Origin of the sequence: Morganella morganii H1r (assembly GCF_000633515.1) — a bacterium.
Lineage (GTDB): Bacteria > Pseudomonadota > Gammaproteobacteria > Enterobacterales > Enterobacteriaceae > Morganella > Morganella morganii_B.
The window spans coordinates 1-19,231 of the sequence record NZ_AYMP01000007.1; the positions used below are offsets into that span (position 1 = coordinate 1).

General features: G+C 45.9%; 16 protein-coding genes and 2 pseudogenes. 7 read left to right on the forward strand and 11 right to left on the reverse strand.

Translation table 11 applies throughout. The annotated features are described in order from the left end of the window. The 3 genes from flhB to U868_RS0104610 form a co-directional block, all read left to right on the forward strand. Window positions 1–1,131: flagellar biosynthesis protein FlhB (gene flhB / locus U868_RS0104600; protein WP_025152262.1), on the forward strand; the 1,131-nt coding region annotated here is incomplete at its 5' end. 6 nt (window positions 1,132–1,137) lie between these two features. Further along, on the forward strand, window positions 1,138–3,243 hold the full coding sequence (flhA, locus tag U868_RS0104605; protein WP_025152263.1) for a flagellar biosynthesis protein FlhA: 2,106 nt from the start codon (window positions 1,138–1,140) through the stop codon (window positions 3,241–3,243). Continuing rightward, window positions 3,240–3,656, forward strand: a complete 417-nt coding sequence (locus U868_RS0104610) for a flagellar protein FlhE (RefSeq protein WP_025152264.1) — start codon at window positions 3,240–3,242, stop codon at window positions 3,654–3,656. Before flhA ends, U868_RS0104610 begins: the two co-directional genes overlap by 4 nt. A 42-nt stretch (window positions 3,657–3,698) precedes the next feature. Here the strand turns inward: U868_RS0104610 and U868_RS0104615 are convergent, their stop codons facing one another. Genes U868_RS0104615 through fliD form a run of 3 tightly spaced genes read right to left on the reverse strand, consistent with a single transcriptional unit; the run spans window position 3,699 to window position 5,969 of the window. Beyond that, on the reverse strand, window positions 3,699–4,046 hold the full coding sequence (locus U868_RS0104615; protein WP_025152265.1) for a flagellar protein FliT: 348 nt from the start codon (window positions 4,044–4,046) through the stop codon (window positions 3,699–3,701). 2 nt (window positions 4,047–4,048) lie between these two features. Beyond that, window positions 4,049–4,444 carry a flagellar export chaperone FliS gene (fliS, locus tag U868_RS0104620; protein ID WP_025152266.1) on the reverse strand — a complete coding sequence of 132 codons (396 nt, stop codon included), beginning with the start codon at window positions 4,442–4,444 and terminating at the stop codon, window positions 4,049–4,051. A gap of 55 nt (window positions 4,445–4,499) precedes the next feature. Then, the gene (gene fliD / locus U868_RS0104625; RefSeq protein WP_025152267.1) at window positions 4,500–5,969 is read right to left on the reverse strand and encodes a flagellar filament capping protein FliD; all 1,470 of its coding nucleotides are present in this window, start codon (window positions 5,967–5,969) and stop codon (window positions 4,500–4,502) included. A 352-nt stretch (window positions 5,970–6,321) separates the two neighbouring features. Here fliD and U868_RS0104630 point away from each other — a divergent pair, with 352 nt between their 5' ends. Further along, entirely contained in the window at window positions 6,322–7,449 is a 1,128-nt protein-coding gene (locus U868_RS0104630) for a FliC/FljB family flagellin (RefSeq protein ID WP_025152268.1), read from the forward strand. 60 nt (window positions 7,450–7,509) lie between these two features. Here U868_RS0104630 and U868_RS0104635 read toward each other — a convergent pair whose 3' ends face one another. Further along, entirely contained in the window at window positions 7,510–8,247 is a 738-nt protein-coding gene (locus tag U868_RS0104635) for a carbonic anhydrase (RefSeq protein ID WP_025152269.1), read from the reverse strand. 472 nt (window positions 8,248–8,719) lie between these two features. On the opposite strand from U868_RS0104635, the pseudogene U868_RS26300 reads away from it, so the two are divergent. From U868_RS26300 to U868_RS0104645, 3 genes and pseudogenes are all read left to right on the forward strand, one after another. Beyond that, window positions 8,720–9,208: pseudogene (locus tag U868_RS26300) on the forward strand (Tar ligand binding domain-containing protein); the annotation flags it as partial. A 186-nt stretch (window positions 9,209–9,394) separates the two neighbouring features. Next, window positions 9,395–10,363 (forward strand): annotated as a pseudogene (locus U868_RS26305) (methyl-accepting chemotaxis protein); the annotation flags it as partial. 434 nt (window positions 10,364–10,797) lie between these two features. Next, window positions 10,798–11,940 (forward strand): FliC/FljB family flagellin, encoded by a 1,143-nt coding sequence (locus U868_RS0104645; protein WP_025152271.1) that lies wholly within the window; start codon window positions 10,798–10,800, stop codon window positions 11,938–11,940. A gap of 216 nt (window positions 11,941–12,156) precedes the next feature. Here the strand turns inward: U868_RS0104645 and cheW are convergent, their stop codons facing one another. The 7 genes from cheW to U868_RS0104680 form a co-directional block, all read right to left on the reverse strand. Further along, on the reverse strand, window positions 12,157–12,660 hold the full coding sequence (gene cheW, locus U868_RS0104650) for a chemotaxis protein CheW (protein WP_025152272.1): 504 nt from the start codon (window positions 12,658–12,660) through the stop codon (window positions 12,157–12,159). 42 nt (window positions 12,661–12,702) lie between these two features. Next, complete coding sequence (cheA, locus tag U868_RS0104655) at window positions 12,703–14,721, reverse strand: chemotaxis protein CheA (protein WP_025152273.1); 2,019 nt, start codon at window positions 14,719–14,721, stop codon at window positions 12,703–12,705. 22 nt (window positions 14,722–14,743) lie between these two features. After that, complete coding sequence (gene motB, locus U868_RS0104660) at window positions 14,744–15,808, reverse strand: flagellar motor protein MotB (RefSeq protein WP_025152274.1); 1,065 nt, start codon at window positions 15,806–15,808, stop codon at window positions 14,744–14,746. Beyond that, the gene (motA, locus tag U868_RS0104665; RefSeq protein ID WP_025152275.1) at window positions 15,805–16,701 is read right to left on the reverse strand and encodes a flagellar motor stator protein MotA; all 897 of its coding nucleotides are present in this window, start codon (window positions 16,699–16,701) and stop codon (window positions 15,805–15,807) included. The genes motB and motA overlap by 4 nt, the downstream gene beginning before the upstream one ends. A gap of 107 nt (window positions 16,702–16,808) precedes the next feature. Beyond that, a complete protein-coding gene (gene flhC / locus U868_RS0104670) occupies window positions 16,809–17,375 on the reverse strand; it encodes a flagellar transcriptional regulator FlhC (protein WP_025152276.1) in 567 nt (188 codons plus the stop codon). 17 nt (window positions 17,376–17,392) lie between these two features. Beyond that, window positions 17,393–17,734: a flagellar transcriptional regulator FlhD gene (flhD, locus tag U868_RS0104675; protein ID WP_025152277.1), complete on the reverse strand. Its 342-nt coding sequence runs from the start codon at window positions 17,732–17,734 to the stop codon at window positions 17,393–17,395. Window positions 17,735–18,127: 393 nt separating this feature from the next. Continuing rightward, window positions 18,128–18,850, reverse strand: a complete 723-nt coding sequence (locus tag U868_RS0104680; RefSeq protein ID WP_025152278.1) for an RNA polymerase sigma factor FliA — start codon at window positions 18,848–18,850, stop codon at window positions 18,128–18,130. Between the last annotated feature and the right edge of the window lie 381 nt (window positions 18,851–19,231).

The following is a 19,231-nucleotide window of genomic DNA, read 5'->3' on the forward strand; positions in this document are numbered from 1 at the left end:
GAAAGTGATGTAGAAAAAACAGAAGACCCCACCCCCCATAAACGGGAGAAGGCACGCAAAGAAGGACAGATTCCCCGTTCGAAAGAATTAACATCCGTGATGATGTTATTGGTGGGATGGGCACTTATGTTTTCATCCGGAAGCTACCTGGTAAGAGGTCTCTCACAATTGCTGTCTGAGGGACTGCGGTTTGATATCAGCGCAGCAATTGAAACTAACCGTATGTTTTATCAGATGGATAACCTGTTTGGTATGGCAATGAAAGCGGTGCTGCCTTTTATGCTCGGGCTGTATATTACCGGTATTGCTTCCCCGCTGCTGCTTGGCGGACTGAACTTAAGTGCCAAATCTATCAAGGTTGATTTAAAGCGTATCTCTCCCGTTGCGGGATTTAAGCGTCTGCTGTCAAAGCAGGTGCTTTCTGAATTATTAAAAGGTGTCCTGAAAGTCGCATTAGTCGGGTGTGCCGGTGCATTATTTTTCTATCTTAATAAATCATATTTTATTCAATTAGTTAACCAATCTGTTGTCGGGGCATTAAGTGATGCAATGATGCTGATACTTTACGCCCTGCTGACCGTGATTTTGTTTTTAATTCCTGTCGCCGGTTACGACGTTTTTTACCAGATTATGAGCAATCTGAAGAAACTCCGGATGAGCCGCCAGGAAATCAGGGATGAATTTAAACAGCAGGAAGGTGATCCGCAGGTTAAAGGACGTATCCGCCAGTTACAGCGCGCGGCGGCCCGCGGCAGGATGATGGCGGATGTTCCTGATGCAGACGTTATCGTCAATAACCCGACGCATTATTCCGTCGCGTTGTCGTACAAAGAAAACGGAATGTCTGCTCCGGTGGTTCTGGCAAAAGGTGCCGGTGAAGTTGCGCTGCGGATCCGTGAACTGGGAAAAGAGCACGGTATCCCATCGCTTGAGGCACCTTCGCTGGCGAGGGCGCTTTATCGCCATTGTGAGCCGGGAGAACAGATCCCGGTAACATTGTACAGCGCCGTCGCAGAAGTCCTTGCCTGGGTTTACGGTATCAGACGCTGGCGTAACAGCGGGGGTATTAAACCGAAATCACCCGATAATTTACCCGTTCCGCGGGATATGGATTTTCAAACCAGAGAGTAACAAGAAATGGCTAATCTCGCCGGTAAATTACGTTTACCGAATTTTAAACAGACACAATGGCAGATTCTTGCAGGCCCTGTACTGATCATCATGATCCTTGCAATGATGGTTCTGCCGTTGCCGCCGTTTATTCTGGATGCATTATTTACGTTCAATATCGTCCTTTCTCTGATGATTTTGATGGTGGCAATGTTTAACCAGAATACCCTGGAGTTTTCGGCATTCCCGACTATTTTACTGTTCTCCACCTTGCTGCGGCTGGCTCTGAATATTGCATCAACCCGTGTTGTTCTGATGGACGGGAACAATGGCCCGGCGGCGGCAGGGCATGTTATTGAAGCATTCGGTCATTTTCTGGTCGGCGGTAACTTTGCCATCGGTATCGTGGTTTTTGCCATTCTGATTATTATTAACTTTATGGTTATCACCAAAGGTGCGGGGCGTATTGCGGAAGTGGGAGCCCGTTTTGCCCTGGATGGTATGCCGGGTAAACAGATGGCGATCGATGCGGATTTAAATGCCGGTCTGATCGGCGAAGCTGAAGCCCGCAAACGCCGTAAAGATGTCACTCAGGAAGCCGATTTTTACGGTTCGATGGACGGTGCCAGTAAATTTGTGCGCGGTGATGCGATTGCCGGCCTGCTGATCATGGCAATTAACCTTATCGGCGGATTATTGATAGGGATGACCCAGCATAATATGTCATTCGCCCAGGCGGGTGAAACATATACCCTGCTGACTATCGGTGACGGCCTTGTTGCCCAGATCCCTGCCTTAATTATTTCCACCGCTGCCGGTGTTATCGTTACCCGTGTATCCACCGAGCAGGATGTCGGTGAGCAGATGGTCGGTCAGCTGTTAAGCAGCCCGCGGGTCATGGTGCTTTCCGCAGCGGTTATCGGCCTGCTGGGATTAATTCCGGGCATGCCGAATTTCATCTTCCTGGTATTTACGATCGCGTTGTTATCTCTGGCATGGTGGTTACGCGGCCGTGATGAAAAAAAGGAATCATCTGCCGGCGAAAATACAGATGAAGCCGTGAAAAAGCTGCAGCAGGAAGAAACACAGGCTTCCGAAGTGTCCTGGAATGATGTGCAGATGGAAGATGTGCTCAGACTGGAAGTAGGCTACCGCCTTATCCCGATGGTTGACAGTAATCAGGACGGCCAGTTACTGACACGTATCCGCGGGATCCGTAAAAAATTCGCTCAGGATATGGGATTCTTACTTCCTTCCGTGCATATCAGGGATAATCTTGATCTGGCACCGACCGTTTACCGGATCCTGCTCAAAGGTGTTGAAATCGGCCGCGGTGAGGTTCAGCCTGAGCGCTGGATGGCGATTAACCCCGGCTGCGCTGACGGGGAACTGTCAGGAATCATGTGCGAAGACCCGGCATTCGGTTTACCGGCATACTGGATTGAGGAAGTGTTGCGTGAAGAGGCGCAGACACTCAATTATACTGTGGTTGACCCGAGCTCTGTTATTGCCACACACCTGAACCATCTTATTGTCTTACATACTGATGAACTGTTCAGCCGTCAGGAAACGCAGATGCTTCTGGATCGCCTGACCAAAGAATCACCAAAACTGGTTGAGGATGTCATTCCGGGACTGGTTTCGATCACGCTTTTCCACAAAGTACTGCAAAACCTGTTATCTGAACGTGTCTCTATCCGCGATATGCGCACGATTATTGATACCCTTGCCGACAATTGCGGCACGATAACGGATCCGGATGACCTGACCTCTCAGGTTCGTATCAGCCTTGGCCGGGCGATCACCCAGCAATGGTTCCCGGGAAGTGAGGAATGCCAGGTTATCGGCCTGGATACCACGATTGAACGTCTGCTCATTCAGTCAATACAGAACGGCACATCGATTGAACCGGGTATCGCCGCAAACTTACTGTCGCAGACTGAACGGGCAATTACTCAGCAAACCGCGCTGGGCGTGACACCGGTATTATTAACCACGCCGCTGCTTCGCGTTATGCTGTCGCGCTTCCTGCGCCGGGCTTATCCTCAGTTGGTGGTGCTCTCCAATATGGAAATCAGTAATAACCGGACAGTGCGCATTACGGCCGTTATCGGCGGGGATAATGCCTCATGACCGGTAAAAAGATCCTTCTGCTGATTGTGGCGTTGTTTTGTCCGGATCTTCAGGCAAACACAACCGGATCATGGCAAAAAGAATCCGCAGGCGGCCTCCTTAGTGTGGGCCGCCAGTCAATGAGAGGCAATGTACTGGAGGCGCCGGCGTCTGTTCCGCTGCAGGCTACGGCTACCCGGATTTACTGGCAGGTTGCGTTATTGTCCCCGCCGCCGGCAGGGCTGAAGATTCAGCTTTGTTACTCAGGAGGGTGTGAAAAACTGTATGGTTTAAGCGGGCAGTTCACACCGAAATCCCGGTGGCCTGCGGATGAGTCATACTATTTTGTGTATAGTGTGAATGCTATTGGCCAGCTCCGTCCTCCTCTGAGAGTACTCCGGAACTCGCTGACCATGAACTATAAAGTGAACTGATATTAACAGGCAGACTGTATCTGAGCGGTAAGCCGGATGCGTTTAACGGTAATTTTGTTTTACTGAGATAAACTGATTACTGTAGAGCTGGCTGCATTTGTTGCCGTGATGAAGTCTTGACATATTCTCTTTGAGAAAAGAAAGGCGTTGTTTTAATTTATCGGTCATTTCTTTCTCATTATCCTGAATATCCTGCATAATTTTCAGCAGAGAGCGCTTTCCTTCGGAATCAAGTTCATCAATTTCCATGCCGAAGACATCATGAATCATAATCACATAACGTTCTGCCTGTTCAGCGAATTCATCCCAGCGTTCTTCCCGTGCCATTTCAAGCAGAGACAGGTTTTCTTTGTAGACATCCTGAAAACAGGCGGAAGTGGTTTTATTCATTGTTAACCTCTTGTATTTGGCGAAATTTCTTTCCATGTATCGGCCAGATTCATCAATATCTCATCCACATGGGTAAGTAAAGCCGGGTCATTTTTTAAATTTGCGTTAAGCAGCGTTCGTGACATGTATTCGTAAAGGCTCTCTAAATCAGCCGAAATAGTGGTGCCGATTTTGTGATCCAGGGATGCCCGTAAACCATTATCAAGGATATTGATGGCTTTCGAGATCATTTCACCACGCTTCGCGATATTGCCATTAGCAAAATAGATTTTTGCCCGCAAAATAGCATTATGAGCGCCGTCAAACAGCATAGTGATTAACTGGTGCGGTGTTGCACCAATCAGCTTGCTTTGTAAGTCGACCTGCGCATAAGAATTAGAGCTGTGAGGTGTATACATCATGTATTCCGTAGCAGAAAAAAGGACAGGAGATGTCTCCTGTCCGGAAAAAATATTAGTTATTTAATGTTGAAATGAGAGCGCCGAGCTGATTACTGGTGCTGTTGAGGCTGGCCATCGTGGTATCCAGAGTCTGGAACTGGATACGATAACGCTCAACCTGCGCATCAATCAGTTTCTGCGTTCTCTCAATCTGTTCTTTGACCTGCTCGACTTGTTTATTCAGGCTGTCAGTCGTGGCTTTGATTGATCCGTCAATCTTTTGGTCAGGATCACCATTATATTTGGTGATAATCCCGCCTAAGGTGCTGGCTAATCCCTCATTACCGTTTTTATCCATAAAAATATTGGCAACGGCATCCGGGTCATTTGCAATCGCGGCATCAAGCTTGTCTTCGCTCAGTGTCATGAGACCGGTTTTAGGGTCGATAGAGATACCGATATCCGCTAATGACCTGTACTCTGCACCATTTTCGCCGTAGACACCGTTAACTGCGGTACGGGTTTCATTGACCAGGCCGCGGAGCATGGAATCACCCATTAAGGCGCCATTTTCTGAGCTGGGTTTCTGGACGTCATTATTGGTTAATCCGGAGGAGTCACTCGGGACATATTTACTGGATGCGGTAGTCTGATTAATCAGCGCATTGTATTCAGTCACGAAATTCTGAATACTGGTTTTATACTGAGTCATATCCGGTGTCAGAGACAGCGTTTCTGCCTTCAGAGTCTTACCAGTGGGATCAGAGGGATCCTTTTCGGAGACTTCTTTCAGTTCGAGCGTCACACCGGTCAGGATATCGTCGATAGTGTTGCTTGAACGGGTATAATCACTGCCGTCAACCGTCAGTTTGGCATCCTTTGCATCCGCAACGGTGACCATTCCCGGCTTACCGTCCTCCAAATGCAGGATACCATCCAGTTGCGCATCACCCTCAACCCGGACACTCATTTTACCGTCAGTACCGGTCGTTTTAGACGTCAGTACTAACTGCGGGCCGTTATCAGTATTCTGTACACTTGCGTGAACATCACCATCTTCCTTGTTAATGGCTTTGGCAATCTGGTTCAGTGATGTTTCGTCATTCTTCAGCTCCACGCGCATTTCGGAGCCGTTTTCCTGCTCGATGATGACAGTCCGTGTACCACTGTTCTGATCTCCCAGCAGGGTATCGGCAGTCTGGCCAGGTTGCAGAGGTTCAGTTTTGGCTTTATGTGACGTTGCCAGCTGTGACACTGTCACGCTATGGCTGTCCGCGATTGCACCGGATGTTGCGGTTGCGGTAAACGCTTTGTTGCTGCTGACATTTACCGCGTGAAAGGCATCACCCTGCAGCGGTTTGATACTTTTATTCAGTGCATCCAGTGAGCTTGAAATCTGCCCCCAGGCAGAAATTTTCGACTCATAGCTGTTCTGCATATTGGTATAAGGCAGCAAACGCTTTTGCTCGTTGTATTTGAGCTGCTCGAGCATGTTTGCTGTATCCAGACCTGAACCAATTCCTAACGATGTTATTGAAGCCATATTATTATCCTGCCTGCGAATGAATGTTAATACTTATAATATCGGTATGAAAAAGACAGTTCTAAAGACACAGCCAATATATATTTGAATAAAATTAAACCTGTTCGCCAAATACATCAAACAAAATCAGTGATTATCAACCTGATAAAAGCCATCAAAAATGAAAGCATTTAAGGCAATGGCGGTATTTTTCTTTTTTATATCGTATTGATAGCGCGGAGTTCTGTTATGAATACCAGGTTTTATCCGGCAAAAAAATGTATCCGGCGCTATTTAGTTATTTTCCTCTGACACCGATATTTTAAATGTATCGCAACAACACGTACTTATTCATAATATTAGAGGACCTAATATGCCACAGATTATTAATACCAACGCCATGAGCCTGGTGGCTCAGAATAACCTGAACAAATCACAGGCTGCTCTGGGTACTGCTATCGAACGTCTTTCTTCCGGTCTGCGTATCAACAGCGCAAAAGACGATGCTGCAGGTCAGGCGATCAGTAACCGTTTCACCGCTAACATTAATGGTCTGACTCAGGCATCCCGTAACGCAAACGACGGTATCTCCCTGGCGCAGACTACTGAAGGCGCACTGAACGAAATCAACGATAACCTGCAGAACATCCGTCGTCTGAGCGTTCAGGCAGCTAACGGTACTAACTCCGAATCTGACCGTCAGTCTATCCAGGATGAAATCAACCAGCGTCTGGCTGAAATCAACCGTGTTTCTCAGCAGACTGAATTCAACGGCATCAAAGTACTGAGCGCAGATCAGACTCTGAGCATCCAGGTTGGTGCGAACGATGGCCAGACTATCGATATCAACTTAGGCAAGATCGACACCACAACACTGAACCTGGATGGCTTCAGCATTATGGATATGGTTCCTGCGTCTGAAGTTGTTCAGGGTATGCAGGTTGTCGGTGGTACTGACGGTGATACTAAATACAATTTAAGCACAACGGATGTTGCTGATCTCCAGACTGCGTTGTTTGGTGCAGATGGATCAGGCAAAATGTTTGCCTTTACTGATGATGATGGCAATACCGCGTTTTTAGGCCTGGATACAGATGGTAAGTGGACTGTTTCTACTGCTACAGTTACTCCGGCCCAAGCTGACGGTACGCCGGCTAAAATCGAATTTGAAGATGGCGCTGACGTTACTGTCGGTCCGGGTACAGCAGCCGGCGTAGCGGCAAAAAGCCTGGAAACTCTGCAGACCATGGATAAGGCATTAGCGGACGTTGATGCTATGCGTTCAGGTCTGGGTGCTTCCCAGAACCGCTTTAACTCTGTTATCAGCAACCTGGATAACACCGTTATCAACCTGTCTGAATCCCGTGCCCGTATCCTGGATGCAGACTTCGCGGTAGAAGTATCTAACATGAGCCGTGCGAACATCCTGCAGTCAGCAGGTACCACTGTTCTGGCACAGGCAAACCAGGTTCCGCAGAACGTCCTGACTCTGCTGCGTTAATCTGTCCTGATATCAATAAGCCCGGCATCGTATTATGCCGGGTTTTTTTTATACGTGATATCAATGATGGATAGTGCGCCCGTTCAGCGGTTGTACCGGACGATTATTGTCCCGGCCGAGTACTGTTCTGAACTGACTGATTTGTTCCGCAGAAGCGCTGACCGGCTTCTTCAGAACCAGCCACTGAACACCTTCAGAGCATGGTGGTGTGGTCAGTGAACCACTGAAACGGTAAACATCCTGTTTTCCCGGCAGCAATTTTTTAATATTGACCGGTGTATTCAGGACAGCAGTCTCCCCGGCCGCCGATGGCATGTGTTGCCATGCACGGGCTAATTGCGGATTACTTTTCCCTTCTTCAAACATCAGCCCCAGAACAGCAAGGGCACCGTCTTTATCCTGATAAACAAAGTGAGCTTCTAACGGAAACTGTTTACCGTTAATGGTGTTTTCGGCCGGTGCATGAAAATGAAATTGTTGTAGTGTGTAAATATCACTACCCAGTTTCAATAGATTTCCGCTATCTGTATTAATCTGAATAGTATGGCCGTTATTCATAATTTCCTGTTTTCCGGGAATAAAGGAAAATTCAGGTTTACCGGAAACCCTTTCCAGGGGGCCCTCTATATTGACTGGCGATTGGGCTTTGCCGGTTTCGCACAATAAAAACTCAGGGGAAAGTTTACCCCAGTTATCAGGATTGTCATGACCCTGATAACTCCAGTGCACATGATTTTCTGCGGCAATACATGAGAAACTCATAATGAGAAGGGACGTAGAAAGTATTTTTCTTTTCATCTTTAATATATACACATTGATGTAATAAACGATATTGAATAATACCGGCTAAAAGCAGCTGTTTCTACTGATATAAATTAGTTGGTGTTATTTATAATAATGTTTTTTGTTTTTCTGTTTTATATTTTAATTGTTACTGTTCTGATTGTGTGGCATTTTATATCTGTAACTGAGTAAGTTGTATTTTAATATTATCTTACGTGTCAGAATGTTTCGCCGATAAATATAACTATACTTTACGGTCACGTTGTTAAACAGTCGATTAATAGCGCGATAAGGCTTCATCATTGCTAATTTATTAATTTTCGGGTAAAGGGTTTGGTTATTAATTGACTGATAAATATTGATTTTATTTTTTGTTTGTATCGGCGGGCACTGTCCGTCACAAATAAATAACAATTTATTTTTCTGTTAAATCGGGAAGGTGATTTATGTTTGTTCATTGCTGAAAAATAAATATTCCGGGGGCAAAATGCTGAGCCGCTTTAAAATATCAACAAGCATGATGATTATCATTTGTTTGTTCTTTGCACTGCAGGTAACAACGGGTGCCTATCTTTTTAACTATGCGCTGACAGATAAAAAATTCAATGTTGAAATTGATAACGAAACCAAAAAAGCAATAGATTTGGATGAAACGCGAGTTTACTTACTGAAAGCCCGATTATCTATCAATATCGCATCCAGAGTTTTTGATAATGAAGATAAAAGTGAAGTTAATTCAAGATTGAGTGCAGCCGCTGAAGAGCTGAAAAAAGCCAAGTCTTTCTGGGATGCATTTGCTGCCCGGGGATCAGTCATTGATGGTAAGTATGATTTTGAAAAATTACAGGCCAGCTTTTATGCGTTTTACGATTTCAACGTGAAATCGTATGATTTGCTTAAAAATAACCAGGCCGATGAGTTCCTCAGAATGCCGATAAACGGCGCCATGCGCGAGTTTGAAAAACTCCACGGGGAGTATCAGGGTTTATACAATGATTATTATGAAAGCAATATAAAGGCATCATCTGAGAAGTATGTCAAAACGATATGGTTACTTGTGGCGATATTTGCGGTTCTGTTAGTGTGCATCGCGATTATCTGGTCGGGTATCCGTAATATTATTATTACACCACTGAATCGTATTGTTTCAGGTATTCAGTCTGTTGCCAAAGGTGACCTGGTCACGCCGGTGAATGTGACCGGCAGAAATGAAATGGGGATGCTGGGTGATGCATTGCGTCATATGCAGCATGAACTGGCGGTCACCGTTGGTGATGTCCGTGATGGTGCCAATGCCATTTACAGCGGCGCCAGTGAGATCTCGGCCGGTAATAACGACCTCTCTTCACGGACCGAACAACAGGCCGCCTCTCTTGAAGAAACCGCCGCCAGCATGGAAGAGCTGACCGCGACCGTGCGCCAGAATGCTGATAATGCCCGTCAGGCCAGTCATCTGGCATTAACCGCCTCCGAGACCGCAGAACGCGGCGGGAAAGTGGTGGATGATGTTGTGGAGACCATGCGCGGTATCGGCGACAGCTCGAAGAAAATTGCTGATATCATCAGTGTGATTGACGGTATCGCCTTCCAGACCAATATTCTGGCGCTGAATGCCGCCGTGGAAGCTGCCCGTGCCGGTGAGCAGGGCCGCGGGTTTGCGGTTGTCGCCGGTGAGGTGCGTAATCTGGCCCAGCGCAGTGCGCAGGCGGCCCGGGAAATCAAAACCCTGATCGGGGATTCAGTCGGCAGAGTCGATACCGGTGCGGTACTGGTTGAGCGGGCCGGTGAGACGATGAATGAAATTGTCAGCGCCGTCACGCGGGTCACCGATATTATGAGTGAGATAGCTTCCGCCTCGGATGAGCAAAGCCGCGGGATTGACCAGATTGGTGTGGCGGTGACAGAAATGGACAAAGTCACCCAGCAGAATGCTGCGTTAGTCGAGCAATCGGCAGCGGCAGCCGCATCACTTGCAGAGCAGGCGAGCAGACTGACGCAGTCTGTGGCCGTGTTCCATATCCGCGCCGGTGAACTCAGCAGCGGTGTTAAAACGAATAAAGCAGCACCGGCACAACAGCCGGTATCCAAAACATCTCCGGTTGATAGCGGGGATGACTGGGAAACCTTTTAATAATCCCGGTGCCCTGTCAGCCGGGGCACCAGTAAAAATAATTTTGACATCATAATTTTACCCCCTGTTTGCCCATCTGCGATGGGCTTTTTTTTTGATTAATAAAAAAGTCTGTTTGTGAGTGTTTTATTAAAAGATGAATTAATTACATCTTTACAGTTATTCCGGGAAGCGTTCAGGCTGAAAATCAATCCACTCAAATACTGTCATTTTCGTTATCTTTTTGCCGGATGGTGATCGTGCGGAAATAAATAACAACAATAACCCCTGATAGTTGCATATTACGGCAATCCCGGATTATCCCGGTGTCAGCGGATAAAAATATGATTATTTCGCTATTTGTTTATCTCCCTCTTTAGTTTTTTTTTCCGTATACCGATATTTTAAATGTATCGCAACAACACGTATTTATTCATAATATTAGAGGACCTAATATGCCACAGATTATTAATACCAACGCCATGAGTCTGGTTGCTCAGAATAACCTGAACAAATCACAGGCTGCTCTGGGTACTGCTATCGAACGTCTTTCTTCCGGTCTGCGTATCAACAGCGCAAAAGACGATGCTGCAGGTCAGGCAATCAGTAACCGTTTCACCGCTAACATTAATGGTCTGACTCAGGCATCCCGTAACGCAAACGACGGTATCTCCCTGGCGCAGACGACTGAAGGCGCACTGAACGAAATCAACGATAACCTGCAGAACATCCGTCGTCTGAGCGTTCAGGCAGCCAACGGTACTAACTCCGAATCTGACCGTCAGTCTATCCAGGACGAAATCAACCAGCGTCTGGCTGAAATCAACCGTGTTTCTCAGCAGACTGAATTCAACGGCATCAAAGTACTGAGCGCAGATCAGACTCTGAGTATCCAGGTTGGTGCGAACGATGGCCAGACTATCGATATCAACTTAGGCAAGATCGACACCACAACACTGAACCTGGATGGCTTCAGCATTATGGATATGGTTCCTGCGTCTGAAGTTGTTCAGGGTATGCAGGTTACCAGTGCGACTCCGGGTGCTGAAAAATACAATTTAAGCACAACGGATATTGCTGATCTCAAGGCTGAGCTGTTTGCTGATGCCGACAAGGCTGGCAAAATGTTTGCCTATTCTGATAAAGATGGCAATACTGCATTCTTAGGCTTAGATAAAGATGGTAACTGGACTGCTGCTACCGCCACAGTGGCAGCGGCTGATCCTGGTGGTACTCCGGCGACAACAGAACCTTCAATCAAATTTGAGGCAGTAGATGCTGCTGATTTTAAAGCTGACGCGGTAGCTCAGGCAGCTGCAAAAAGCCTGGAAACCCTGCAGACCATGGATGATGCATTAGCACAGGTTGATGCTATGCGTTCAGGTCTGGGTGCTTCCCAGAACCGCTTTAACTCTGTTATCAGCAACCTGGATAACACCGTTATCAACCTGTCTGAATCCCGTGCCCGTATCCTGGATGCAGACTTCGCGGTAGAAGTGTCTAACATGAGCCGTGCGAACATCCTGCAGTCAGCGGGTACCACTGTTCTGGCACAGGCAAACCAGGTTCCGCAGAACGTCCTGACTCTGCTGCGTTAATCTGTCCTGATATAAAAAAGCCCGGCATCGTATTATGCCGGGCTTTTTTGATCCTGCGAACCGGCTATCACACCATGAAGGGATAATTACGTGATACCGAAAGGCCGGTATTTTCTGAAGATAAAAAAGACCCAAAGGCATTCAGGCGGGATGGTGTTCCGGAAATGCACTTTGAGCCAAAATAACGAGGCGTTATTGAAAACGACCGGTGATTAATCAGCCAGCCAAATCAATTGTTTTATCAACCAGTTCAATTTCTTCGCTGTTCAGCAGTTTTTCGATATCCACCAAAATCAGCATCCGCTCATCGAGAGCGCCCAGGCCCAGCAGATATTCACTTGATAATGTGACAGTGAAATCCGGCGCCGGTTTGATTTGTTCTGTTGTCAGCGACAGCACATCAGAAACACCATCAACCACAATACCGACAACACGGGTGCCGAGATTCAGCACAATAACAACGGTATTTTCATTAAACTCAGCAGAAGGCAGCTGAAACTTCACACGCAAATCAACAATCGGGACAATTGCACCGCGCAGGTTTGTCACACCGGAGATAAAAGCCGGGGTATTGGCGATCCGGGTGACACGGTCATAGCCGCGGATTTCCTGGACCTTTAAAATTTCAATACCATACTCTTCTGAGCCCAACCGGAAGACCAGATATTCCTGGCCATGGTTGTCGCTTGTAATATCTTGTTCTGAATTAGAAAAGTTCATTTTTCTCGTTCTCAGTAAAAGGGTTGAAAAAAGTGCAGATCATTATTTATTTTTTGACAATCCTGTCAGAACGGCGACATCCAGAATCAGCGCGACACTTCCGTCACCCAGAATTGTCGCAGCAGAGATCCCCGGGATTTTGCGGTAATTTTTTTCCATATTCTTAACAACCACCTGATGCTGACCAATAAGCTGATCAACCAGCAGTGCATAGCGGTTTCCGGCGCTCTGAACAATGACGGCAATACTTTCATTGATATCATTCGGCTGTCCGGAGATATCAAATACTTTGTGCAGTTCAATAAGCGGCAGATACTCTTCACGGACCTGTAATACCCGCTCACCACCGGCCATGTTGTAGATTGCGGCTTCGCTGAGCAGTAATGATTCCATTACAGTATTGAGCGGCAGAACATAGATTTCGTCACCGGCACGAATCGACATACCGTCGAGAATAGCCAGTGTCAGCGGAAGAATAATACGGATCTTCGAGCCCTTGCCCTGTTCCGAGTGAATTTCAACATGTCCGCCCATATCATGGATATTACGGCGGACCACATCCATTCCCACGCCGCGTCCTGATACATCGGTGACCTTTTCGGCCGTGGAAAAACCGGCGGCAAAAATCAGCATCCAGACATCTTCATCCGGCATATTGTCACTGGTCTGCAAACCCTGGGCATGAGCACGGGCGAGAATTTTTTCACGGTTAAGGCCGGCACCGTCATCAATCACTTCAATGATAATATTACCGCCGTGATGTTCCGCAGACAGTGTCAGTCTTCCCTGTTCAGGTTTACCGCACGCACGGCGGACTTCCATCGGTTCAATACCGTGATCGAGACTGTTTCGTACCAGATGCGTCAGCGGGTCGATAATGCGCTCAATCAGGCTCTTATCCAGTTCGGCGGATCCCCCGATAAGCGTGAGCTCAACCTGTTTGTTTAATTTACCGGCCAAATCATGAACCAGACGCGGGAAGCGGCTGAAGACGTACTCCATCGGCATCATCCGCGTAGACATGACCGATTCCTGTAAGTCACGGGCATTACGCTCCAGCTGAGCAATACTTGAGATCAGCTCATCATGGACGGCGGGATCTAAATTTGCAGAGAGCTGGCTGAGCATTGACTGGGTAATAATCAGCTCACCGACAAGGTTGATGATTTGATCGACCTTATCGACAGCAACACGGATACTGCCGGATTCGGATGCGGGGGCCGGTGTCCGGTTCGGCTTCGGCCTTTCTTTTCGCGGCGCTGCTGCGGCGGCAGGTGCTGACACGGGGCCGGCTTCCGGGACCTCTGTTTTTGTCTCTTCCGGCGCTTTTTCAACTGCGTCTTCAGCGGCTTTTTCGTTATTTTTTATCACGATCTGCTCACTGTCGAGCAGGAAACATAATACCGCTTCAATATCCTGTACTGACTCATGTGTGGTCAGTTCCAGTGTTAAAATACTGTCGTTGTGTTGCGGGTTTTCCACTTTCCCCATCAACATCAGTTCATCCAGTAACAACTGGTATTCTGTTTCTTTTATATTACGCAGTTCGACGGATAACACTTTTCCGTCATTCCCGGCCTGTTTATTTTCAGCAGCAGCCGTTGTCTTTTCGCTCTCCGGAATGTCGTCAGCCGGTTCCGGGGCGGTGCCGGATGCAGGAGTCCCGGTCTGTTGTTTTGCATCTTCAGCCATCTGACGCAAAGCGGCACAAATATATTTGAAGCTTTCCTGGTCAGGTTCCTGTGAAGACTTATAAGCATTCAGTTGATCCTGCATAATATCCTTGCTCTCCAGAAATAAATCTATAATTCCGCTGGTCAGTGCCAGTTCACCGCACCGGGCATCATCCAGCAGGTTTTCCAGAATATGGGTTGTTTCCTGTAAAACGGTAAATCCGAACGTACCGGCTCCGCCTTTGATTGAATGTGCAGCCCGGAAGATAGCATTCAGGCTTTCAGTATCCGGAGAGGCATAATCCAGTTCTAAAAGATGCTTCTCCATATCTGCCAGAAGCTCATCAGCTTCTTCAAAAAATGTCTGATAAAAATCGCTGAAATCCATCTTATTTCCTGACATTAATAGATTAGTTAGAATCCGGGGTCGTGTTCTGAGCCGGTGCCGTTTCCGGTGCGGTTACTTGTTCCGGGGCCGGCTCAGAAACAGGAACGGAAACAGGAGCCGAAGGCGGCGCAGAAACTGACGCGGAAGGCACCGGGACAGGAACAGAAACAGGCGCAGGGACCGGAGCAGGCGCCGGTTCCGGCACAATATTTAACGGCGGTTGTACACGGTTAGCATTCTCATCGATGGCAACATGCCTGATAATGGAATCATCCAGCAGGATTTGATTCTCTTTACTCTTTGAGACAACAAGTATTGTCATACGACGGTCTAACGCTGAGTCAGGCTGAGTTTCATCCGTTCCCATATTGCTTGCCATGCCGATTACCTGCAGCACTTTATCTCTGTGCAGTCCTGAGTTCACCAGAACCTGGCGGGATTCATTGGCCCTGTCTGATGATAATTCCCAGTTACTGTATCCGACTTCACCATTGGCAAACGGAATGGAATCGGTATGACCGGTGAGTGTCAGACGGTTCGGAATATCATTGAATACCGGCGTCAGAGCCTGAAGGATATGCACCATATATTCCTCCGGCTTTTTGCTGCCCAGCTTAAACATCGGGCGATCCTGGCTGTCGATAATCTGAATTAATAAACCACTGTCTGTGAGGCGTAATAACAGGTTCGATTTAAACGCATTCAGACGGGGATCAACTTCAATTAACTCTTCTATTTTTTCCTGGAGATCACTTAAATCATCTTTGTCACGATTAATATCATGCTGAAATTCTTCACCATCCTGTTTCATCATATCGTCGCCGCCGCCGCCCGGAATAACGTTGCTGCTGAGGCTGTCTTTGTCGCCATTGGCGACGGCAATATTGACAGGGGTTTTAAAGTAATCTGCTATTTGTTTGCGTTGCTGCGGTGATGAATTGGATAACAGCCACATGACCAGAAAGAATGCCATCATGGCTGTCATAAAATCGGCATAGGCAATTTTCCATGAACCACCATGGTGCCCGCCACCGCTGTGACCTTTTGATTTTTTAACAACAACAATCTTAGCCGACTTTTTACTCATGACGGATTTTCCGTTGTGGATGTGGTACCGGCGGAAGGTTGTTTGGCCTGACGGACATGCTCTTCGAGCTCATCGAAGCTCGGGCGTTCTGTTGAGAACAGGGTTTTACGGCCAAATTCAACGGCTATCTGAGGTGCATAACCATGCAGGCTGGATAACAGCGTGACTTTGATGCATTGCAGCAGCTTTGTGTGTTCCGCACTTTTCTGGCGCAGCAGCGATGCGAGTGGTAAAACAAAGCCGTAAGCTAATAAAATACCGAGGAATGTTCCCACCATTGCGTGTGCAATCAGCTCACCCATTTCAACCGCAGGGCGGTCAGCGGCGGCCAGTGCGTTTACCACACCCATAACGGCGGCAACGATACCAAAAGCAGGGAGGGCATCCCCCATCACATTCAGCGTACTGGCTGATGCTTCATCTTCATGTTCACGGGTTTCGATTTCCTCATCCATTAATGATTCCATTTCGAATGCATTCATATTTCCGCTGATCATCAGACGCAGATAATCGACGAGGAAATTCATTAATACAGAGTCTTCCATAAGGCGGGGATAGGCGTTGAAGATAGGGCTGTTTTGCGGATCTTCGATATCATTTTCCAGTGCGACTAATCCGTTCTGACGGCTTTTCGTTAACAGAAGGAAAATCATGGCCATTAAATCCATGTACAGATCTTTGCTGTACTTAGATCCGCGGAGTAAGCGCGGAAATGACTGCAGTGTACTCTTAATAACTTTGCTGTTATTACCGACAACGAATGCACCGACACCGGCTCCGCCGATAATAAGAAGTTCTGTCGGCTGATAAAGAACACTCAGATTACCGCCGGATAGAACAAATCCACCAAACACAGTGGCAATAATGATGATGTATCCTAGAATAACAAGCACAGCGACTCCTTAATTACCTGAAAATAAGAGTATCTTTGTTTATAAAATAAAAAGAGACTAACGCATCAGCTTTCGGTGATGCGTTAGTCGTTATATAGCGTAATTTTTTAAATGTTTTCATTTGATGCGGAAACCGGGGCAGAAGATATACCTTTTACGTGACTTCTTTTTATTGCTCTGGATGGTGTAGAGCAAAGGCTGCAGGTAAATAATCTGTCACTCTGTTCTGTTGTGACGATAAATGAACCGCCGCAACTGCAACATTTTGTGTGCGTGATCATATTACATCCGATAAAACGGATTAATGTCCATGCACGGGTTAAACCAAGAACAGGTTTTTCATTTGTATCATCTGAGCATTGTTCCAGATAAAGCTTGTATGCTTTCAGTGTATTTTCAATCGCACTGCCGGCCCGGGATTTTTGCAGATATAAATAAATATTGTAGAACATGGAAGAATGAACATTATGCTCCCATGCCATAAACCAATCCGGTGAAAAAGGAAGTAATCCCCGCGGAGGTGAACACCCTTTAAGCTCTTTATACAGGCGTAATAAACGTCTGCGGCTCAGGCTGGTTTCAGTTTCTAATACCTGCATACGTGCGCCGAGAGAAATTAATTCTATCGCAATATTAACTTCTCTCATTTCATGTAAAATACTTTTATCTGACATAAGGTATTCCTTCCGTTTTATTGTACAGAAATATCTTGTTCTGACAGAGAATCAAGAAGCTCTGTCGATAAAATAATTCCGGTATGAATGCGCTGAAGTGCATCAATACGGGAATCCTTTGTCAGACAATCAATAACAGCATCGTTGTCTACACGTAACCGGCAAATTAACTGACCAATAGAAGAAAGCTTAATGAGTTGAGGCAGTGACAAATCTTTTATTATCACAATAGTATCTTCATCAAGACCAAGCTGAAAGCCGGCAGCTAATTTATCATCTCTGATAAGTCGCTGAGCCAGTAGTAAATAAGATAAGTTCATATCATGGATGTTCTGCAAATGTTCGTTATAACTCATAATTATGTCCAACTCTAAAGGTAATTAAATGTAGTAGAATAAATTATTAAATATGCCTGTGTGTGAATACACGCAAATAATACTGACCAGATAAGGCCTGATTAAGATTATTAGCGGGCATATGGTTATGCAAGCATTTATACGAACTTATCTACAATAAGAGATAATTACCTGGTTTGGTGCAGTTATAAACAAAACTTACGTACACCTATATTTTTTCTGCCGAAAATAAAAGCAGTAAAAACACAAACCCCTTAAGAATCAACATGTTAAAATTGTGCCCTTTAGGGTTAAAACTTATCTATAAAAAAGTTATAATATAAAAAACTACTTTTTAATTTACTGATGATTAATTATATGAAATTTTTTCCCAATTCTAAGCTAAAAATAATAAAATTACGCATCTGATGACAAATAAGCACGTAATCTCTTTATTGCCTGGCTGTGTAACTGACTGACCCTGACCTCGCTTATACCTAAAATCAGTGCTATTTCTTTCATGTTTAACTCTTGTTGATAGTATAGCGAAAGTAACAGCTGATCCCGTTCAGGAAGATTTTTTATACTATCGCTAATCTGGTTAGTTAAACTCTGGGCCATTAAGCTTTGAGCCGGATCTGTAAACTCCTGCTGAGAAGATATCTCATCAATACTGTCCGGATATTCCTCCTGTAATTCATCAAGAGAAAAAATCTGACTTGTATTACTGTCAATCAGCATCTGATGGTATTCATCTAATGAAATTCCCATCTCCTCTGCGATTTCACTTTCAGTCGCAGTTCGTCCCTGTTTTTGTTCCAGACGGGAAATAACTGACGATATTTCACGGTTGTTTGCCCGGACTCGTCTGGGAACCCAATCATTTTCCCGTAACTCATCAATCAGTGCCCAGCGAATACGATTGGCCAGGTATGTACTAAGTGCAATGCCTTTATTTTTATCGTATTGATCCAATGCATGCATAAAAGCTATTGATGCAGCCTGAATCAAATCGTCGAGCTCAATACTACCGGGAAGTTTGGCCTGTAATTTTAATGCCTCATAGCGGATTAAATACTGATATTTAGCCCACAATGCATCTTTATTGACAGTCCCTTCCGGTGTATAAATCCCATTCACAATAATCGGCTCAATCTATATTCAATGGGTCGTATTATTAATGATTTACACGAAATCACATAGCCGGATAAGCGATAACATTCTGACCTATTTTGGACTATGACAGCCTTAATCGTGGCTTCAGGTAAGTGCTATCGGGAAAAAAGAGTGAAATTTTTTCTGTTTTAAACAACAGTTCGGTATAACGTTATATGATAACAAGGTAATTATACGTAGGGTGATATGCCATTTTCTGGCTTACGTGAAGGGAAGGATAATATATTCAGGAATATAAATCGTTACATCTCCTGGTATTTTATTTTAACCGGAAAAAAACACTTACAATAAAATGAGTAAATATGAATAAGAATGACGCTCAGGTTACTGAATGTAAAAAGAGAG